15 protein-coding genes and 1 pseudogene are annotated in these 14,129 nt (G+C 69.4%); 4 read left to right on the top strand and 12 right to left on the bottom strand.

The features are described from left to right. Positions 1-40: 40 nt before the first annotated feature. Complete coding sequence (locus tag TPAU_RS15610; protein ID WP_013127716.1) at positions 41-697, bottom strand: hypothetical protein; 657 nt, start codon at positions 695-697, stop codon at positions 41-43. 92 nt (positions 698-789) lie between these two features. Between TPAU_RS15610 and TPAU_RS15605 the strand changes: the two genes are divergently transcribed. Next, positions 790-1,359, top strand: a complete 570-nt coding sequence (locus TPAU_RS15605) for an NPCBM/NEW2 domain-containing protein (RefSeq protein WP_147291103.1) — start codon at positions 790-792, stop codon at positions 1,357-1,359. A gap of 7 nt (positions 1,360-1,366) precedes the next feature. Here the strand turns inward: TPAU_RS15605 and TPAU_RS15600 are convergent, their stop codons facing one another. Together TPAU_RS15600 and glpX are read right to left on the bottom strand one after the other, a co-directional pair. After that, positions 1,367-2,785, bottom strand: a complete 1,419-nt coding sequence (locus TPAU_RS15600) for a class II fumarate hydratase (protein ID WP_013127714.1) — start codon at positions 2,783-2,785, stop codon at positions 1,367-1,369. Between the two features lie 68 nt (positions 2,786-2,853). After that, positions 2,854-3,876: a class II fructose-bisphosphatase gene (gene glpX, locus TPAU_RS15595; protein WP_013127713.1), complete on the bottom strand. Its 1,023-nt coding sequence runs from the start codon at positions 3,874-3,876 to the stop codon at positions 2,854-2,856. Between the two features lie 120 nt (positions 3,877-3,996). Between glpX and TPAU_RS15590 the strand changes: the two genes are divergently transcribed. Then, positions 3,997-4,611 carry a DUF4245 domain-containing protein gene (locus TPAU_RS15590; protein ID WP_041944460.1) on the top strand — a complete coding sequence of 205 codons (615 nt, stop codon included), beginning with the start codon at positions 3,997-3,999 and terminating at the stop codon, positions 4,609-4,611. A 6-nt stretch (positions 4,612-4,617) separates the two neighbouring features. On the opposite strand, the gene TPAU_RS15585 is transcribed toward TPAU_RS15590, so the two are convergent. The 3 genes from TPAU_RS15585 to TPAU_RS22965 are packed head-to-tail and all read right to left on the bottom strand — an operon-like array spanning position 4,618 to position 6,718. Beyond that, positions 4,618-4,830 (bottom strand): exodeoxyribonuclease VII small subunit, encoded by a 213-nt coding sequence (locus TPAU_RS15585; RefSeq protein ID WP_013127711.1) that lies wholly within the window; start codon positions 4,828-4,830, stop codon positions 4,618-4,620. Continuing rightward, entirely contained in the window at positions 4,827-6,104 is a 1,278-nt protein-coding gene (gene xseA, locus TPAU_RS15580) for an exodeoxyribonuclease VII large subunit (protein WP_013127710.1), read from the bottom strand. Before xseA ends, TPAU_RS15585 begins: the two co-directional genes overlap by 4 nt. Continuing rightward, positions 6,101-6,718, bottom strand: coding sequence for a lipid droplet-associated protein (locus tag TPAU_RS22965; RefSeq protein ID WP_013127709.1), 618 nt, complete (start codon positions 6,716-6,718; stop codon positions 6,101-6,103). The genes xseA and TPAU_RS22965 overlap by 4 nt, the downstream gene beginning before the upstream one ends. Positions 6,719-6,778: 60 nt before the next feature. Between TPAU_RS22965 and TPAU_RS15570 the strand changes: the two genes are divergently transcribed. Together TPAU_RS15570 and TPAU_RS23860 are read left to right on the top strand one after the other, a co-directional pair. Further along, complete coding sequence (locus TPAU_RS15570) at positions 6,779-7,729, top strand: 4-hydroxy-3-methylbut-2-enyl diphosphate reductase (RefSeq protein WP_013127708.1); 951 nt, start codon at positions 6,779-6,781, stop codon at positions 7,727-7,729. A gap of 3 nt (positions 7,730-7,732) precedes the next feature. Next, positions 7,733-7,831 (top strand): annotated as a pseudogene (locus tag TPAU_RS23860) (DivIVA domain-containing protein); the annotation flags it as partial. 29 nt (positions 7,832-7,860) lie between these two features. Here the strand turns inward: TPAU_RS23860 and TPAU_RS22005 are convergent. Genes TPAU_RS22005 through TPAU_RS15540 form a run of 6 tightly spaced genes read right to left on the bottom strand, consistent with a single transcriptional unit; the run spans position 7,861 to position 14,108 of the window. After that, positions 7,861-9,333: a DUF6542 domain-containing protein gene (locus TPAU_RS22005; RefSeq protein WP_049825871.1), complete on the bottom strand. Its 1,473-nt coding sequence runs from the start codon at positions 9,331-9,333 to the stop codon at positions 7,861-7,863. 16 nt (positions 9,334-9,349) lie between these two features. Then, entirely contained in the window at positions 9,350-10,435 is a 1,086-nt protein-coding gene (locus TPAU_RS15560; protein ID WP_013127706.1) for a DNA recombination protein RmuC, read from the bottom strand. A gap of 36 nt (positions 10,436-10,471) precedes the next feature. Beyond that, positions 10,472-11,716, bottom strand: a complete 1,245-nt coding sequence (locus TPAU_RS15555; protein WP_013127705.1) for an AI-2E family transporter — start codon at positions 11,714-11,716, stop codon at positions 10,472-10,474. Further along, entirely contained in the window at positions 11,713-12,222 is a 510-nt protein-coding gene (locus tag TPAU_RS15550) for a methylated-DNA--[protein]-cysteine S-methyltransferase (RefSeq protein ID WP_013127704.1), read from the bottom strand. The genes TPAU_RS15555 and TPAU_RS15550 overlap by 4 nt, the downstream gene beginning before the upstream one ends. After that, on the bottom strand, positions 12,219-12,869 hold the full coding sequence (locus TPAU_RS15545; RefSeq protein WP_049825870.1) for a DNA-3-methyladenine glycosylase family protein: 651 nt from the start codon (positions 12,867-12,869) through the stop codon (positions 12,219-12,221). Before TPAU_RS15545 ends, TPAU_RS15550 begins: the two co-directional genes overlap by 4 nt. Positions 12,870-12,875: 6 nt before the next feature. Further along, positions 12,876-14,108 (bottom strand): IS110 family RNA-guided transposase, encoded by a 1,233-nt coding sequence (locus tag TPAU_RS15540; RefSeq protein WP_049825741.1) that lies wholly within the window; start codon positions 14,106-14,108, stop codon positions 12,876-12,878. Between the last annotated feature and the right edge of the window lie 21 nt (positions 14,109-14,129).

Below are 14,129 nucleotides of genomic sequence, written 5' to 3'. Positions count from 1 at the left end.
CGCAGTCGCTCTCCGGCCCGGCGCTCGACGATACGGCGGACTACTCGCCGTGCAGGACCTCGATGGCCTTCTTCTCGATATCGGTGTCGGTGGCGGCACTGAGGTCGATGTAGCCCGACCCGGCGAGGCGCTCGGCCACCTGGGGGTGGTGGCTGCGCAACCGCGCGATGAACTCCGCGCCGATGTCCGACTTTCCGCCGCCGTGCCCGAGCACCACGAACGACTGCTCGTCCTCGGCGAGAGTCGCGGCGATCTTGTCGAAGTAGGTCACCAGCACCTGCTCGTCGTCGTTACCGGTCTTGCGTTCGACCGCGCGCATCCGGCGGGCACGTGGATCGCTGTTGCGTAGGTCCTTCTCCTGCGTGGAGGTGCGCGCGGAATCGAGGTCGTAGTCGATCAGTCGCGCCCGCTTGGTGTCGATCGCCACCACCAGGAGTGTTCCCGCGTCCGAGGTCTCCTGGGTGGCGCGCAGCAGCGGCCGGGCGCGCTCGATGTCGTCGATGGGCACGACGTCGTTGTGGGGACGGTGGAGCACCACGCGCTCGTTGTTGATGTGGACCACCAGCCGATCGCCCTTCTCGTACTCCACGCTGTCGGCGACGTCGTCCCACACCTGGACGAAGTCCTTCCACTTGAGCTGGCGCGGAGCGGGGTTGGACAGGATCTTGGCGATGGTCTTACGAGTATGCGCGTTCACGGTCACCCTTCGATCGGTTGTTTGCGATCCAATCTAGCGCCCGGTCTGCGTTCGGGCGACCGCGCGTACCCCTCCCTCGCTAGGCTGGCCGCGTGAGAGCAAGACGTCGCCTCCTCCCGGCGCTGTGCGGGCTCGCCCTGGCGGTCGTCGGCTGCGGGGCGCAGACCTCGGCGGGAAGCAGCCGAGTACCGGACTCTCGCACCGTGCAGCGGTCGGACGGAGGCGCCGCAGCGGATCGCACGACCCCGACGGGGACCCCGCTGCATACCCGGCTGTCGGCGGCGAACGCGCTCGGTCCCACCGGACAGGCGCTCACCGCCGTGTTGGGTGGAGTCAGCTATCAGGGGGCTACCGGTATCTGGGTCGGATGCGACGGTGCCGCGTCCTCCGCCGTCTACCGGTTGGCCGGTGAGTTCAGCACGCTCGGCGGTGTGCTCGGCCTACAGCCGCACACTCCCGAGGGACTCGTGGTGCGCATCGGCATCGCGGTCGACGGCGGGCGGGCGGAGACCGCCCTGCTCCGTCGCGACGATCCGCCGATGCCCGTGTCGGTGTCGGTGCGTTCGGCGCAATCGGTCACCATCAGCGCCGTCGCCGAGGCGGGAGCGTGCATCCCGTCCGGCATGCCCTACGCCGCCATCGGGGCCGGTTCGCTCACGTGAGAGTCCGTCAGCGCTTCCGGTCCAGGTTCGCCATCTTCAGCACGTCCAGCCGCTTATCGAGTTCGTCGACGGAGAGCGCATCGCCGATCAACCCGCGGTCGATCACCGCCTGCCGGATCGTCGTGCCGTCCTTGAGTGCCTGCTTGGCCACGGCCGCCGCTTCTTCGTAGCCGATCGCCGAATTCAGTGGCGTCACGATCGACGGCGACGATTCGGCCAGCGTGCGCAGCCGTTCCTCGTGCGCCTCGAGCCCGGCGATGCACTTGTCCGCGAACAGGACCGAGACGTTGGTGAGCAGCTTCACCGATTCCAGCACGTTGCGCGCCATCATCGGGATGTACACATTGAGTTCGAAGGCGCCGTTACCCCCGCCCCAGGCGACCGCGGCATCATTGCCGATCACCTGCGCCGCCACCTGCGTGACCGCTTCGGGCAGAACCGGATTGACCTTCCCGGGCATGATCGAGCTTCCGGGCTGCAGATCGGGGAGTGCGATCTCGCCGAGACCGGTGAGCGGCCCCGAACCCATCCATCGCACGTCGTTGGCGATCTTGGTCAGCGAGATCGCGACGGTGCGCAGCGCACCCGAGAGCTCCACCAGTCCGTCGCGGGCGGCCTGTGCTTCGAAATTGTCCTTCGCCAGCCGGATGTCCTGCACCCCGGTCAGGCGGACCAGTTCGGCCACCACCAGCGAACCGAACCGGTCGGGGGCGTTGAGCCCGGTGCCCACGGCGGTGCCGCCGATCGGGACCTCACCGACGCGGGGCAGGCAGGCGCGTACCCGCTCGATGCCGGCCTCGACCTGCCGGGCGTAGCCGCCGAACTCCTGGCCGAGCGTGACCGGGACGGCATCCATCAAGTGGGTCCGGCCCGACTTCACCACGGTGCGCCACTGCTCGGCCTTCTCGGCGAGCGCGGCGTGCAGCTGCTCCAACGCGGGGATCAAGCCCGTGACCGCAGCCTCGGTCGCAGCGACGTGCGTTGCGGTGGGAAAGGTGTCGTTGCTGCTCTGCGACATGTTCACATCGTCGTTCGGATGCACCGTGACGCCGTGCCCCGCCGCGATCGAGGCGATCACCTCGTTGGTGTTCATATTGGAACTGGTGCCGGAACCGGTCTGGAAGACATCGATCGGGAACTGGTCGTCGTGGCGGCCGTCGGCGATCTCCTGGGCGGCCGCGATGATGGCGTCGGCCTTGTCCGGCGCGAGCAAACCGAGATCCTTGTTGACCTGAGCGCATGCGGCTTTGAGCAGCCCCATGGCGCGGATCTGGGGGCGTTCGAGCGGACGGAAGCTGATCGGGAAGTTCTCCACGGCGCGCTGGGTCTGCGCGCGCCAGAGAGCGGCTGCGGGGACCCGCACCTCGCCCATCGTGTCGTGCTCGATCCGGAACTCGCCCTGCGGCGAACCATCGTTCTTAGCCATACCTAACACAGTAACCCCGGCGCGGCGGCCGGGGTCACTGGATGTGCGCTACTTCTCGTCCGAGCGGATCACTTCTCGCCGAACATCGGCGCGTAGGTCTTGAGCTTGCCGAGGCGGTGCGTCGCGTCGACCATCCGGACGGTGCCGGACTTGCTGCGCATCACGATCGACTGCGTGGTGGCGCCGTCGGCGCGGTACTTCACGCCGCGCAGCAGATCGCCGTCGGTGACGCCGGTGGCAGCGAAGTAGACGTGCTCGCCGCGCACCAGGTCGGTGGTGGTGAGCACTTCGGTCGGGTCGATGCCGAGATCGGCCAGGCGCTGCTTCTCCTCGTCCGAGCTCGGCGCCAGCGTTCCCTGGAACTCGCCGCCCATGCAGCGCAGCGCGGCCGCGGCGATGATGCCCTCGGGGGTACCCCCGATACCGACCAGGATGTCGGTCTTCGCCTCGGGGCGGGCGGCGGCGATGGCGCCGGCCACGTCGCCGTCGGAGATCAGGCGCACGATCGCACCGGTCGCCCGGATATCGGCGATGAGCTGCTCGTGCCGCGGCCGGTCCAGCACCGTCAGCGTGACGTCGGAGACCTTGATGCCCTTGGCCTTGGCGACCTTGGCGATGTTGTCCGCGATCGGGGCCTGGATGTCGATGACGCCGGCGGCCTCGGGGCCCACGGCGATCTTGTTCATGTAGAAGACGGCGGAGGGGTCGTACATGGCGCCGCGCTCGGCGACCGCGAGCACGGCGATCGACCCGGGCATGCCCTTGGCCATCAGGGTGGTGCCGTCGACCGGGTCCACGGCGACATCGGTGGACGGACCGAAGCCGTTGCCCACCTCCTCGCCGTTGTAGAGCATCGGAGCCTCGTCCTTCTCGCCCTCGCCGATCACCACGACGCCGCTCATCGAGACGGTCGAGACGAGCTGTCGCATGGCATCCACGGCGGCGCCGTCGCCCGATTCCTTCTGCCCGCGCCCCACCCAGCGGCCCGCGGCCAGCGCGCCCGCCTCGGTGACCCGGACCAGCTCCATCGCGAGATTTCGATCCGGCGCGATGGGGTTCGAGGTGGTGCCGTCGGCGTGCGTATCGGACATGCGGATCCCTTCGGAGGTTGACGGTGACGCGCTCACGCGCCACGGCTCGCCGCTGATTCTTCCATGTCCACATCGATGCCGCCTCGACGGCCGATCCGGGCTTTCGGGATACTGGAGTCCGTGGCACAGAAACCCCGTATCCTGCAGAGCCGTCGCGACCTGGTGCTCACCATGGTGCCGCTGGTCGCGCTGTGCCTGCTCGCCGTCTTCGCATCGCAGAACTTCCTGTTCGGCTTCGGGGCCGACCCGAAGGATGAGAACGTCGCGGCGATCGATCCCAAGCCGGTGTACGAGCTCTCCGCGGGCAATCTCGCCTTCCCGGTGCGGATGCCGGCCGGTGAGGGGATCACCGGTGGCGTGCCCGAGGGGTGGAAGGCCACCGCCACCCGCGATCAGAAGATCGCCGCAGGCACGGTGTTCACCGTCAATTACGTGACGCCCGAGAAGAATTCGCTGCAGCTCTCGCAGTCCGATGCGCCGGTCGATGCGGTCGTGGAGTCGGTCTACGGTGGGAAGACCAAGCCGACCGGAACCATGCCCATCGGCGGCCGCACCTGGCAGGTGTACGGGCCCAACGATAAGGGGCGCAACGCCTGGTCGCTCCAGCTCGACGGTGCCGTACTGGTCCTGTACGGCGGCGCCACCGTGCCGCGGTTCACCGATCTCGCCACCGCTGTGCAAGACCAGGCGCCGCTGCCGCGCACCGATCCGGCACCCGCTCCCGGACCGCGGTAGCGATCTCTACTCGGCTTCGCCGAGCGCCTTCTCGATCCGCTGCCGGGCACCCGCGAGATGCTCCTCGCAGCGCTTGGCCAGCGCCTCACCCCGCTCCCACAGGCCCAGCGACTCGTCCAGATCGAGCCCGCCCTGCTCCAGCATCCGCACCACCTCGGCCAGCTCGTCCCGGGCCTCCTCGTAGCCCAGCTCGGCCACGGGCGTCACATCGTCGCTCACTCGTCCGTCTCCTCGGTCGTCGTCGCCAGTCTTTCCACACCCATCACGGCCGCCCGCGCGGCACCGTCGGGCAGACGGACCCGCAGCTGGGTGCCGGGCGCGATCTCGTCGATGCCGCGTACCACCGGGTTCTCGCCGTCGGGGGTCACCTTCTGTACCACCGCGTAGCCACGGGCCATGGTCGCCGCCGGTCCCAGCGCGGTGAGCCGGGCAGCCAGGTGGCGCACCCCGTCGGCCTCCCGGTCGAGCAGCCTGCGCACGTCCCGCCGACCATCGCGCCGCAACCGGTCGATATCGTCGGCGCGATCGTCGATGAGCCGGTACGGATGCGCGAATACCGGCCGCGAGCGCAGCGATTCCAGCGCTCGCACCTCACGGGAGACCCAGCCGCGCAGTGCCGCAGCGGCGCGATCGCGCAGTTCGGCGACCCGGTCGCGCTCGGCGAGCACATCGGGCACCACCCGTTTGGCGGCATCGGTGGGGGTCGCCGCCCGCACGTCGGCGGCGAAGTCGCACAGCGGGTTGTCGGGCTCGTGTCCGATCGCCGAGACGATCGGCGTGCGCGCCGCGTGCACGGCGCGGCACAGCGCTTCGTCCGAGAAGGGCAGCAGGTCCTCGACGCTGCCTCCGCCACGCGCCAGGATGATCACGTCCACATCGGGGTCGGCGTCCAGGGTGCGCAGCGCCGTCACCAACTGGGGTACCGCGGTCGGGCCCTGCACGGTGGAGTACTCGGCGCGGATCTTCACATCGGGCCACCGGTCCTCGGCGATGGACCGGACGTCGCGCTCGGCGGCGCTCGCCCGTGCCGTCACCAGCCCGACGGTGCGCGGCAGGAAGGGCAGGGGCCGCTTGAGTCGCGGGTCGAACAGGCCCTCCGCGTGCAGCAGTTGCCGGAGCCGCTCGATGCGGGCGAGCAGCTCGCCCACGCCCACCGCACGGATCTCGGTGATCCGCAGCGACAATGTGCCCCGGCCGGTCCAGTACGTGAACTTGCCGCGCACGATCACCTGGGTGCCCTCGGTGAGCGGTACCTCGGAGCGGTCGAGCACCGCAGGCAGGCATGTGACTTGAAGCGAGACGTTCGCCGATGGGTCGCGCAGCACCAGGAACGCGGTGCCGCCGCCGCGTCGGTTGAGCTGGGTGATCTGGCCCTCCACCCAGACCTCGCCGAGGCGGTCGATCCACTGGGCGACTTTCATCGAGACCACGCGGACGGGCCAGGGCGACTCCGCGGTCGAAGCGCCGCCGCTCGGCGAAGCGGGAGTCGTCACCGATTCAGGCGGTTCTCGAGCATCGTGAGGAACGGTGCCCGCGCCTTGTGCTCGCGTTCGAACGCGAGCAGTGCCGCGAGATCGTCGTGCGACAGGCTCGTGAGCCGGCCGCGGAGCTGCGCGAGGGTCAGCTCGGGGTAGTCGATCCGGCGCACGGCGTCGGGCAGGTCCAGGTCTGCGGTGTCCGGCCCGGAATCGCCGGGCGTCGGCGCGGGGGAGCTGTAGAGGGCGTACCGGCCGGTGCCCGACGGTGCGGTCTCCTCCGGCTGCTCGGGCGACTGCGCCGTGTCCGCGGCCTTCTCGGTAGCGGGCCGGACGGTGCCGAACGGTGCGGTGGGCGGGGCCGGGAGATCGACGTCGAGATCCTCGTCGTCGTCGAAGGTGGCCCATGCGGGCTGTTCCTCCGCCTTCGGCGGGAAGAGGGTTTCGAGGGTCGCATCGCCGCGTACGGCGAGTTCGGCCAGATCCTGCTGCACCCGGATGAACGCCTGCGCCGACTTGCTGCCCAGCGTGATCGGTGCGCTCGCCGCGCCCGTGGCGATCTCCTGGCCCTTCTCGGCGGCGAGCGCCACGGCGCCGACCGCGACGCGGAGCACGAACGGTAAACGACTCATGCCCTACAGGGTGCCTCATCGGGGGTCTCCCCACATCGCCAGGTGCCGTAGCCTGGAGACATGACTTCTGGCAAGCGCGTCCTGTTGGCCGAGCCGCGCGGCTACTGTGCCGGCGTCGATCGAGCGGTGGAGACTGTCGAGAAGGCGCTCGAGAAGCACGGTGCCCCGGTGTACGTGCGGAAGGAGATCGTGCACAACCGGCACGTCGTCGAGACGCTGCAGGACAAGGGCGTGATCTTCGTCGACGAGACCGACGAGGTGCCCGAGGGATCTCTGTTGGTGTTCTCGGCGCACGGCGTCTCGCCGGCCGTGCACGCCGGTGCCGAACAGCGCAGCCTGCGCACCATCGACGCCACCTGCCCGCTGGTCACCAAGGTCCACCAGGAGGCGAAGCGATTCGCCCGCGATGATTTCGACATCCTGCTCATCGGCCATGAGGGACACGAGGAGGTCGAGGGCACGGCGGGCGAGGCACCTGAGCACGTGCAACTCGTCGACGGCCCCGACGCCGTGGATGCGGTGCAGGTCCGCGACGAGGAGAAGATCGTCTGGCTCTCGCAGACCACGCTCTCGGTGGACGAGACCATGGAGACGGTGCGCCGGCTGCGCGAGAAGTTCCCCAAGCTGCAGGATCCGCCCAGCGATGACATCTGCTACGCCACCCAGAACCGGCAGGTCGCGGTGAAGGCGATGGCGCCCGAGTGCGATCTGGTGATCGTGGTGGGCTCGCGGAATTCCTCGAACTCGGTGCGGCTGGTCGAGGTGGCCTTGCAGGCCGGCGCCCGCGCCGCGCACCTCATCGACTTCGCCCGCGAGATCGACCCGGCGTGGTTGGACGGCGTACAGACGGTCGGCATCACCTCGGGCGCGTCGGTGCCCGAGATCTTGGTCAAGGGAGTCGTGGAGTACCTCGACGGGGAAGGCTTCCACGATGTGAAGCCCGTGACCACCGCGAACGAGACTCTCGTCTTCGCGTTGCCTCGGGAGCTGCGCCCGCGCGCCAAGGCCTGACCGATAGACACCTTCGCCAAGCCGCCGATCGGCAAGCGCGGCGACAACGAGGATCAGGTCGACCCGTCCCTCGACGACGTCGAGTACACCTTGCGTGACCTCGACGCGCGACTGGCGCGCTACGCGGGCGGTCAGTCCTTGTAGCGGTGCCGCCGGATCGGCCGCGGCGCTGGCTCGGACTTCGCATCGTCCTCGAAATCGGCACGGAAGTCGGTTTCCGCGGGCTTCTCGTCCGACAGCGGGCGATACCGGGGGGCGCGGTAGTGCTCGTACTTGCCCGGCAGGGAGGGCGTATCGGCTGCCCGGCGTGGCGCCCGCTCGGTATCGCGCGACAGGCTCGGCAGGTCGGGCTGTGCGGCCGTGCCGCCGGATACCCGAGGCAGCGAGGCGTAATCATCGCGGGGTAGCCGCGGCCGGTCGCGTTCGGGGCGCGACGTCGGCGGCGGGGGAACCTCGCGGGCGCGGTCGAGATTGCGGGCCTCGCGCCGGTAGTCGCGCGACTCCGGACGGGGCACCGCCCGGCGTGGCCCCGATTGCGGATCCCGGGCCGCTATCGCGTCCCGGTCGGCGTCGCGGAACCGGGGCGGACGCGGCTGGTCGCGCTGAGCGCGACGCTGCGCCTCGCGGATCTCGCGCGGGTCACGGTCGCGCAGGGGATCGCGGCTCGCCGCCAGGGGACCGTCGGTGATCGGCCGCGGGCGGGGCCGCGGCACGCGGCCCGAATCGGCCCTGCGGTCGTCCGGGCCCGGACGCGGCGCCACTGGGCGGCGCGGCGGCGCGGAGTCGGGGCGCACCACCCGGTTCTGCTGGGTCGACGGTGCCGTCTCCTCGCGCCGGGCGGAGCCGCGGCGGGGCGGCGCAGCCTCATCCGCGAGTGCGGCGGCACGCCGGCTGGACCGATGCGGCGCCGACGCGGCGGCGCGGCTCTGGTGCCGTTCCGCACGCCCGCCGGTGGCTGCGGTGCCCGCCAGTGCGGCGCTCGCGGCTCCGGTTGCCGCAGTGGGGCGCAGCCGGTTGAACGCGGCGCGGAGCCGGTCTCCCCACGGGAGCCCCGCGGATTCGGGCTTGCGATCTCCGGCCGCGTCCTTGGCGGTCGCCTTCGTCTTCGCGTTCGTCTTCGTCGTGCTCCGGGCGGCACCGGTCGATGCGCCGCGCTGCGCGCTGCGGGCGGCGGCGGTGAGGCGGCGGTAGAGCACCAGTCGCGCGGCGCCCACGGCGAGCACCACCACGGTGATCCAGAACATCCACGGGAACAGCGAGACCAGCGGGAACATCACTTCGGTGAGGATCTTGCTGGTGCTACGCGGCTCCGGCATCGCGTACCAGCGGTAAGCGGGAATCGCCGTGGCCATCACCAGCGGGGGCTGCACCATGGCGGTGAACAGTGACCGGTTACGGACCGCGAGAACGGCCAGCACGGCACCCACGGCGATCGCCAGCACGCCGGCATTGCTACCGGCGAACCGATCGGACACGAGTGGCCCGATCGCAGTGAAGGCGAGCAGGGTCAGGATCGCGCCCCACCAGGGCAGCCCCGGGACGGTCGCGAGCACGGACCGCTCGTCGACCGGTACCTGGGAGCGAGACGGGGGGAACTTCGACACAAGAGAACCGTACCGGCTACGGCTGTGAGATCCGAGAATGCGCACCGTGTGGGACTGCGCGCGGCGCAGCGTCGAGCCCTGGATGATCATCGCGCGCACCGTCGGGCATGGACGCCAGGTCCGCCAGCCGGCGGGCCGTGACGCCCACCCTGGCGTTGTAGGAGCCGACGGTGGTGTTGAACGCATCGACAGCCCTGGTCAGGGCGGATCCGAGGGAGCTGAAGTGGTTGTTGAGCACATCCAGGCGCTCGCTGAGCTCACGGCCGAGCGCGTGGATCCGTTCGGCGTCCTCGCCGAGGGCGTGCTGGCGCCAGGCCAGCGCCACCGCGCGCAGCATCGCGACGAGCGTGGTAGGTGTGGCGAGCACCACATTGCGGTTCAATGCGAATTCCAGCAGATCCGGGTCTACCTGCAGTGCGGCGTCGAGGAAGGCCTCGGCGGGGACGAACATCACCACCAGCTCGGGCGAGCCGACGGCGTCCCAGTACCGCCTGCCCGCGAGCTGCACGACGTGCGACCGGAACCGGCGGGCATGATCGGCGAGCAGCGCCGCATGCTCGGCGGGTGGTGCCTCCAGCACCTGGAGATAGGCGTCGAGAGGCACCTTCGCATCGACCACCAGATCGCGGCCGCCCGCAAGATGCACCACTACATCGGGGCGCACGCGATCATCGCCGACCACGCCCGCGACCTGGGTGGAGAAGTCGCAGTGCCGGCTCAGTCCCGCCAGCTCGACCACCCGTTCCAGTTGGAGCTCACCCCAGCGACCGCGCACCGTCGACGACTTCATGGCCGAGCGCAGCGTGGCCGTCTCGGCGCGCAGTGCCTCGCTGGTGCGGGCGACCGTGCCGATCTGCTCCCGCAGCCCGGCGAAGGCCGCGACCCTGCTGCGCTCGGCGACGGCGAACTCGTGACCGAGGGCGTCGAGCGTCTGCCGGAGCGGGGCGAGCATGGCGCCGACCGGGCCGGCGATCGCCTCGGGTGCCGGCGGACCACCGTCCCCCCGTGCCGGCCGGGCCGGCAGGTACCGCGCCAGGATCACCCCGGCGGCGAGGCCGACCAGCAGCGCCAGGAGCGCGACGAGCAGGCTGAGGAGGTCCATACCGCCAGCATGACGATCCCGACTGACAAGTTTCGGTCAGGACTTCGCGGGCCCAACCGGATCGAGATCGGCATCGGCGGCGGGCTCCGACTTGCGAAGCTTGCCCAGCACCCTCTCCCGGAAACCGGGTTTGGCCGGTGCTTCGGGCTCCGGCGGCGGGGTCTCGCCGGTCTTGTCGTCGACGAGTTCTCCGAGGTAGCGGAACAGCACCGCGAGTGCGGCGGCCACCGGAACGGCGAGGAAGGCCCCGATGATGCCGAACTGGGTGCCGCCGAAGGCGATCGCCAGGAGCACCACCACGGGGTGCAGGTTCATCGACCGGGATTGCAGCATCGGCGAGAGCACGTTGCCCTCGAGCTGCTGCACGGCGATCACGACGAGCAGTACCAGCAACGCGGTGGTGAAGCCATTGGTGACGAGCGCGACGACCACGGCCAGCGCACCGGCCACGAAGGCACCGACGATCGGAATGAAGCCGCCGAGGAAGGTGATCACGGCCAGGGCGTAGGCCAGCGGCACGTCGAGGATCACCAGGCCGAGGCCGATGAACACCGCGTCGATGAGGCTCACCAGTGCCTGGGTGCGAATGAATCCGCCGAGGGTGGCCCAGATCCGGCTCAGCAGCTCGACGAGGTGCTCGGAGATCGGAGTGCCGGAGTGGCGTCGCATCCACGGCAGGAATTTGTCGCCGTCCTTGAGGAAGAAGAAGGTGAGCATCGCGACCATCACCACCGCCACCACCACGGAACCCGCGGCGCTGACGCCGGTGAACACGCCCGACGCGATGGACTCCGCGCTGGACTGCAGTTTCTGGGTGATCGAATTGACGAAGTTGCTGATCTGCTCGTCCTGCAGATTCAGCGGCGGGCCCTGCACCCACTCCTGGATCTTCCGGACGCCGGCGACGGCGCTGTCGGCGATCTGTTGGGACTGGCTGGTGATCGACGGTGCGATGGCACCGATGATGCCGCCGAGGATTCCCAGCGCGAGGAGCAGCACGGTCGCCGTGGCCAGCGCGGGTGGGAACCCGCGGTCGCGCAGCCACCGCACCGGCGGCCACAGCACGGTGCAGAGCAGTACCGCCAGCATCACCGGCAGCAGGATCGACCAGAATTCGCCGATCACCCAGACGACCACGAACAGCATCGCCGCGACGGCGACGATGCGAATGCTCCACGAGGCGAGCCAGCGGCCCGCTTCGCCGTACACCTCGCTGCGGGTGGGTTTGGCTTCCGGAGTGTCCGGCGTCGTCGGGGAGTCGCCCTCGCTGTTTTCGCTCACGTTGCGATGGTAAGTGCCTCGTGGCGCAGCAGCCATTCCTTGACGGCGAGTCCCCACCGGAATCCCCCGAGAGTCCCGTCGGTGCGCAGCACCCGGTGGCACGGCACGAACAGTGCGGCGGCGTTGCGGGCGCACGCCATGGCCGCGGCCCGGACCGCCGCGGGGCGGCCCGCGAGCCCGGCGTATTCGGTGTAGGTCACCGGCTGCCCGGGTTCGACGGTGCGCAGTACCTCCCAGGCGTGTTCGACGAAGACCCCTGAGCGCTGTCGCACGGGGATCCCGTCGATCGCCGTCACCTCACCCGCGTGGAAGGCGGCGACCGCCCGGGTGACGGCCCCGAGATCGGCCCGCTGTGTCACGGCGGCCGGGCGCAGCCCGGTGTGGATGACGGGGAGGAGGGTCCCGAGGTCTGCGGTCCAGCCGGAGGCGAGCACGGCACCGTCGGCGTCGACGATGGCGGTGAACGGCCCAGCGGGCGTGTCGAGGGTGGAGCTGTAGGCGGTCACGGGGTGATCCTCCGGTCGGTGGTGAGGGAGTGGTTCCACAGGTGCAGTGAGACGTAGCTGCCCCAGGGGCTCCAGTGGTTGGTCGCGATGTCGAGGTCGAGCGCGGCGGCGCCTTTGGCCACCACGAGATCGGACGAGAGCAGGGTGTCGGGATCAGCGAGCAGCCGCATGGCCACGTAGTCGGCGGTCCACGGACCGACGCCCGAGAGGCGTAGCAGCACGTCGCGGGCCTCCGCGCGGGTCATGCCGGGGTGCAGGGTGAGCCGTCCCTCGGCGATCTCCACGGCGACCGATCGGATCGCCGTCACGCGTGCCCGGGGGCCGGTGAGCACCTCGTGACCGCGCTCGGCCACGACGGCGGGCGAGGGGAAGGCCCGGCTCACGCGTCCGGTGGGGTCGTCGACCGGCTCGCCCAGTGCCTCGACGAGCCGCGCCTGGTGGGTGGTGGCCGCGGCGATGGAGATCTGTTGCCCGATCATGGTGCGGAGCAGCAGTTCCGCTGGGTCCACGCAGCCGAACAGCCGGATTCCGGGCGTGGCCGCGACCAGTGGCGCGAGCCGCGGGTCGGTGGAGAGCGCCTCATCGACGGTGAGCGGATCGGCGTCCAGAATCTCAATGACGTTGTCAACCCGGGCAGGACGATCCACTTGACCTCAAGCGGCCATGACGGCGCCCTCCGGCGCGGCCCCGGTGTAAGGGCGCTCGTCGCGTAGTACCGCCCACAGGACATCAACTTGACGGCGCGCGAGCGCCAGTGTCGCCTGCGTATGCGTGCGATTCTCCGATCGTTTTCGGTCGTAATACTGGCGCGACCTACTATCGGGGTCTTTCAGGCTGGTCATGGCCGCGAGGTAGAAGACACGACGCAATCTTCGATTGTAGCGGCGCGGCCGACGCATGTTCCCCGATATTCGGCCTGAATCGCGCGGGACCGGCACCAAACCAGCGTAAGAGGCGAGTTTGCCGGCGTTGGCAAAGTTCCGGATATCACCGTTGAGACAGACCAATAGCTCGGCGCCGAGTTGCGGTCCGAGTCCTGGAATCGACTCAATCAGGGCAGCATGGCGATGCTGTCGGAACAACTCAGCGATCTGCTTGTCGAGCAGCTTCCGTTCATCGAGAAGCAACAGCAGCCGGGAGGCCAATCGCATTGTAAGAGCTGCGATATCACTCTCTCCAGCTCCACGAACGGATTGATGCCTGGCCGACTCCATCGCGGCCGCGGCTAGGCGTGCAGCGGAGTTCCGGTAGACCCCGGCGGTCAGCAAAGCCTCGTGGACGCCCTTTTCGCCGGCCTCGATCACGGCGGTGGGCGTGCAGAACATCGAGACGAGGATCAGCGGGAATTTGGTCGACAGGTCAAGCTGCTGTTCCAGACCAGGAAAGATACTGGTCAGGATTGCGCGGAGCCTGTTGATGTTGGCGACCCACTCTGCGGCTAGGTCAGATCGATAGGAAGTCAGCGTTGTCAATGCCGCTGTCGCATCATCACGCAGAGACACTGTCCTCAGAGATCGTCGTAGGCGACCGAGCTCCGCGATAACCTTCGCGTCTCTGGCGTCGGTTTTACCCTCACCGACAAAGGATTTCGACATCGCCGATACGGCCGCGCCCGGTACATACCGCACCACATGGGCAACCTCACGTGCGGCGAGGATCGCCAGCAACAGCGCCGAGATCTCCGAGACAACGTCGATCACCCAAACCGCTGCACCTTCAGCTTGCCGTTCGACTTCGGCGGCGATCGCGTTCAAGTCGCTCTCGCTGTTGAGCACCTGCCTGCTCAGCAGAACGCTTCCCGTAGCGTCGATGACGCACGCGTGGTGAAACCGCTTTCCGATGTCGACGCCGACGTAAATCGGTTGCACTATTCGCTCTCCGCTCATTGGTCGAGGGCGGCCCGAGGT

Source organism: Tsukamurella paurometabola DSM 20162 (genome assembly GCF_000092225.1).
Taxonomy (GTDB): domain Bacteria; phylum Actinomycetota; class Actinomycetes; order Mycobacteriales; family Mycobacteriaceae; genus Tsukamurella; species Tsukamurella paurometabola.
The sequence above is the reverse complement of the archived record's forward strand: the minus strand, read 5'-3'. Positions and strand labels throughout refer to the sequence as shown.